Genomic DNA, 4098 nt, shown 5'->3' with positions numbered 1-4098 from the left:
GTTCTGACTGAGGCGACTCTGTATGAGGCGGATCTGACTGGGGCGAGGATGGATATTCAGACTTAGAGTGGTCTGATTCAGGTGGGGATGACTTTGGCGGAAGCGCCTTTCACTGCTCTGACTTCGGAGCAGCTGATTGCGGCGAATCTGACTGGGGCGAATCTGAGATATGCGCATCTGACTAATGCGAATCTGAGTGGGGCGAATCTGACTAAGGCGCAGCTGCAAAGGGCGGGTCTGTATAATGCGAATCTGACTGGGGCGAATCTGACTGGGGCGAGGCTGGATATTGCGTTTCTGGTTCAGGCGGATCTGAATCAGGCGAATCTGACAGGGGCGAATCTGATGGGGGCGAATCTGGAAGGGGCGAAGCTGACTGGGGCGATTCTGCGTCAGGCGGATCTGTATAAGGCGAACCTGACTGGGGCGGATCTGACTGGGGCAGTTATGATTGGGGCGAAGCTGACTGGGGCGAAGCTGACTGGGGCGAAGGTGACTGGAGTGAAACTGCGTGATTGACCTGCCTGAGGCGGGTCTGATTGAGTCGAATCTGACTAAGGCGGTTCTGACTGGGGCGAATCTGACTGGCATTTTGAAAGACGCGAATACCAAGGGTCTCCCTCCCGGCAGCTAACCCTTGTCCTCGTCCACATACCACACGGGCGGTAGGGACAGCGCGTCGTGGGGGGAGAAGCGAATTCTGCCCCCGCGAGTTTGTCTTCCTCCCGCGACAAGGTTGCATTATACTTTAGGCATCGAATGCCGTCGCCCCGTGCAATGGAAATTGCCCGCGTCGGCACATGACGAACGAGAAAGAGGCTCATTGCTATGACACTGACAACGACAACAACGACCAACACCAAGACCGTTTTTCAGAAAGCACCTTTTCGGGTACTTGCCACCCTCATCCTGATCCAGGGCGTGATGATCGGGCAGGTACTCTTACGACCCGCTGCGGCACAGACCGGCGCGGTAGAGGACTGCACCAAAATTAGTGTTGAACCGCAGCGAACAGCCTGTTGGTTAAAAAAAGCAAAGGCGGGAGAGAAGTACCTGCGTAATTCTTGGCTCAACGGGGTGAATCTGACTGGGGTGAATCTGAGTAAGGCGGATCTGTCTGGGGCGCGTCTGGTTAAGGCGAATCTGTTTAAGACGAATCTGACTGGGGCGGATCTGCGTGAGGCGCATCTGGAAGGGGCGAATCTGCATAAGGCGAATCTGACTAAGGCGAATCTGACTAAGGCGAATCTGGTTTTGGCGGATCTTGTTTTGGCGAATCTGATTAATGCGAATCTGACTGGGGCGGATCTGCGTGGGGCGGATGTGCGTGGGGCGAAGCTGATTGGGACGAATCTGACTGGCATCAAGAAAGACGCGAATACCAAGGGTCTCCCTCCCGGCAGCTAACCCTTGTCCTCGTGTCGTCGAGATCGACGCGATACCGGGTTCGTCATCCCGTCGTGCTCCGGAGCGGGCGCGTTGAGTGCCCTCGCGCCCGTTCCTAAAGCCTCCTGACTTCCGATGGAGGATGCACGAATCGTTTTTTAGAAGAAGATGCAGTATTCATGAAAAAATCAATCCTCCTCAGCAGGGGCGCACCCACCCGGCTGAGATTTTGGGGCACATCGGCATCGTAGTGCTCGCCGGTCTTGCTGCACTCCAGGTGGGTCAGAAGGCTCTTCATAGAGCGATTCTACCTTCTTACTTGATGAGGGAGCCGATACGCAAAAACTCGCGCTCGGAGAGACTCGGCTCGCTGTGCTGGTGGGCATAGGTGACTGCCTGGGTAAGATAGCCCTCCGCCTCGGTGTAGTCTCCCAAGCCCGCAAACACCTCGGCGTGGTTGCACCAGTTTTTGATGCTTAGCATAGCGGGGGAGCCATTAGAAAACAACTGAGCTGGAGGAATCAGAACAGGAAGGGCGTCCCGGAACCGTCCCTGACGGCAGAGAAACTCGACATAAGCCCAGCTCTGGCTATCGGCTTCTCTCTGGCTGGAAGCCGAGGCGATATTGACCTGGTAGTTCGCATCCGCCTCGTCCATGCTTCCCAGTTTTTCCAGATTCTGTGCCCGTATGCGATTGTAATTGCGCTTGTTTCTGGGCGTGAAACGGTGCGACACGGACTCTAAAAAACTCACGTTGTCTTCCCACTGTCTCCTGGTTCCGTAGTTCCTCGGGACATTGCGGCGCTCGTTGCCAAAGGCATCATCGTAGGAGACGTGACAGTTGATTGCGGCAATCTGCGCCAAGTTAAGCGGGCCACGGCTTCGCCCCAGACTCGCAATGACAGGGGCCGCGATCTGTTTGGCCTCTTCGAACTTGTGCAGTCGCCATGCCAGATAGACGGCGTAGATACCATAGGCGGAGAGCGCATCGGACTCGCTGATCTTGCCCATGCGGTACAGGCTCTGGTAGCGGGCGGCGAGTGCGAGATAAATTCCGGCCCAGACAGGGTTTGAGTCATCGCGCCCTTGTAGGAGAAAGTCGTCTAGGGCCTCTCTCTTCTGCGGGAGAGGCTCCACCTGGTTCCAGGCACGGGTGGTGAGAAAAACCAGCTCGTCCTGGCTGGCCCCGACCGTAAAGCAAAAGGCATGCAGGTGCTCCATGTTGGGCCAGCACTCGCCTTTTTCCCACTTGACCACGAGGCTCTGAGCGACGCCGGCGATCCGGGCTACCTGACGCTGGGAGACACCCGCTCGCTGACGGAGCGCCGAGAGAAGCTCTCCGAGGGAGACGGGCAGGTTGGCGTTCGTACCTGCACGGGCGATCTGGATCGCGCGTGGGGCTTCGACGTTTCGGTAGTAGTCTTGGCGCTCCGTCGGGCTGATGTCAAGAATCTCCAGAACGCGAGTGAGCTCATAAGCGAAGGGAGTCGCCTCCCCTCGTTCCCAGCGCGAGACGGTCGTCCGGTGAACCCCCGCTTGTGCCGCGAGTGCCTGGATCGTCAAGCCGCGTGCCTTGCGTTGTGCCTGTAGTGCGCGCCCCAGTGTCTGCTCCAAAACTCTCTGCCCTCCGCTGGATGATAACACAGACTCACTAAAACGTAGAAAGTTTGGCGGGAATGTAGCAGGTTTGGTGTTCATGCTTGGCACCTTGGGAGGTTTGTGATTGAGTGAGACTGTATCGAGTGCCGTCGCCCTGTGCATGAAAATTGCCCATCACCCTTCCTCTCGGATGGGTACCCGGCGCACCACGAACGAGAAAGAGGCTCATTGCTATGACACCCGTTACGACAACAACGACGAACACCAAGACCGTTTTTCAGAAGGCACCTTTTCGGGTACTTGCCACCCTCATCCTGATCCAGGGCGTGATGATCGGGCAGGTACTCTTACGACCCGCTGCGGCACAGACCGGCGCGGCAGAGAACTGCAACAAAATTAGTGTTGAAGCGCAGCGAATAGCCTGTTGGGTGAAAAAAGCAAAGGCGGGAGAGAAGAACCTGACTGGTGCGAATCTGAGTGGGGCGGATCTGGCTGGGGTGAATCTGCGTTTTGCGAATCTGACTGGGGCGAACCTGTACATGGCGGATCTGAGTGGGGCGAATCTGAGTGCTGCGAATCTGGGGGGGGCGAAAATGACAAATGTGGATCTGGAAGGGGCGAAGCTGCGTGGGGCGAATCTGAGTAAGGCGGATCTGCGTGGGGCGAATCTGAGTAAGGCGGATCTCTCCCTGGCGGATCTGCGTGGGGTGAATCTGAGTCAAACGCATCTGTATAAGACGACGAATCTGGATGGCATCAAGACAGACAAGGATACCAAGGGCCTCTAACCCTTTTCCTCGTCCACCTACCACACGGGCGGTAGGGACAGCGCGGAGTGGGGGGTAGAAGCGAATTCTGCCCCCGCGAGTTTGTCTTCCCCCCGCCACAAGGTTGGCGTATACGTTAGGCATCGAACGCCGTCGCCCCGTGCATGGAAATTGCCCGCGTCGGCGCACCACGAACGAGAAAGAGGCTCATTGACATGACACCGACAACGACAACAACGACGAACACCAAGACCGTTTTTCAGAAAGCACCTTTTCGGGTACTTGCCACCCTCCTGCTGATCCAGGGCGTGATGATCGGGCAGGTACTCTTACGACCCGCTGCGGC

Annotated in this window: 6 protein-coding genes; 4 read left to right on the top strand and 2 right to left on the bottom strand. The window is 57.0% G+C overall.

Features of this window, described 5'->3' with window-relative positions; all coding sequences use genetic code 11:
• Positions 1–93: 93 nt before the first annotated feature.
• The 3 genes from RMO15_RS05305 to RMO15_RS05295 all read left to right on the top strand — a co-directional run bounded on the left by RMO15_RS05305 (position 94) and on the right by RMO15_RS05295 (position 1407).
• The gene (locus tag RMO15_RS05305) at positions 94–519 is read left to right on the top strand and encodes a pentapeptide repeat-containing protein (protein ID WP_309708818.1); all 426 of its coding nucleotides are present in this window, start codon (positions 94–96) and stop codon (positions 517–519) included.
• Positions 512–634 carry a pentapeptide repeat-containing protein gene (locus RMO15_RS05300; RefSeq protein WP_309708815.1) on the top strand — a complete coding sequence of 41 codons (123 nt, stop codon included), beginning with the start codon at positions 512–514 and terminating at the stop codon, positions 632–634. Before RMO15_RS05305 ends, RMO15_RS05300 begins: the two co-directional genes overlap by 8 nt.
• Positions 635–828: 194 nt before the next feature.
• Positions 829–1407, top strand: coding sequence for a pentapeptide repeat-containing protein (locus tag RMO15_RS05295; RefSeq protein ID WP_309708812.1), 579 nt, complete (start codon positions 829–831; stop codon positions 1405–1407).
• Between the two features lie 94 nt (positions 1408–1501).
• Here RMO15_RS05295 and RMO15_RS05290 read toward each other — a convergent pair whose 3' ends face one another.
• Both RMO15_RS05290 and RMO15_RS05285 read right to left on the bottom strand, forming a co-directional pair.
• On the bottom strand, positions 1502–1684 hold the full coding sequence (locus RMO15_RS05290) for a hypothetical protein (RefSeq protein ID WP_309708810.1): 183 nt from the start codon (positions 1682–1684) through the stop codon (positions 1502–1504).
• 17 nt (positions 1685–1701) lie between these two features.
• On the bottom strand, positions 1702–3000 hold the full coding sequence (locus RMO15_RS05285; RefSeq protein ID WP_309708807.1) for a helix-turn-helix transcriptional regulator: 1299 nt from the start codon (positions 2998–3000) through the stop codon (positions 1702–1704).
• 218 nt (positions 3001–3218) lie between these two features.
• On the opposite strand from RMO15_RS05285, the gene RMO15_RS05280 reads away from it, so the two are divergent.
• On the top strand, positions 3219–3773 hold the full coding sequence (locus RMO15_RS05280) for a pentapeptide repeat-containing protein (RefSeq protein WP_309708805.1): 555 nt from the start codon (positions 3219–3221) through the stop codon (positions 3771–3773).
• Positions 3774–4098: the final 325 nt, after the last annotated feature.

This window comes from Armatimonas sp., assembly GCF_031410135.1.
In the GTDB taxonomy this organism is placed as follows: Bacteria; Armatimonadota; Armatimonadia; order Armatimonadales; family Armatimonadaceae; genus Armatimonas.
This window is presented reverse-complemented; position numbering and strand designations above follow the sequence as displayed.